General features: G+C 38.6%; 1 protein-coding gene. It reads right to left on the bottom strand.

All coding sequences use genetic code 11. The features are described from left to right. The coding region (locus GJU40_RS20625; RefSeq protein ID WP_154309901.1) for a hypothetical protein at positions 1-275 on the bottom strand (275 nt) is incomplete at its 3' end. Between the last annotated feature and the right edge of the window lie 80 nt (positions 276-355).

Here is a 355-nt window from a genome sequence, read left to right on the forward strand (position 1 = left end):
TGGTTTTCTGGAATTTTCAAGAGTAATTCTGGAGATTTTTGTACAAAAGCCTTATTTATTTCTGCCTCTTCCTCCACACCTGAAGGCCATTGACCTGTCTCTGCGTAAAGTATTACTTCATGAGCGTCTTGAGCTGATTTAAACGCTTTGTCCATATTTCGTTTAGAAATATGATAAAAAACTGGCTCATTATATGGTCCCTGTGCCCAAGATATTTGATATTCTCCATCTTTTTCTACCACTGCAAAGCCATCTCCACGATGTATTTTTTCCATTCTGACTGCCTCCATCGCTTTAGAGTACCTCATACCCGTCTATTTCTGGACTCTACATTTGGATAACTTTCTTGATTCCA

The organism is Metabacillus lacus (genome assembly GCF_009674805.1).
GTDB lineage: Bacteria > Bacillota > Bacilli > Bacillales > Bacillaceae > Metabacillus_C > Metabacillus_C lacus.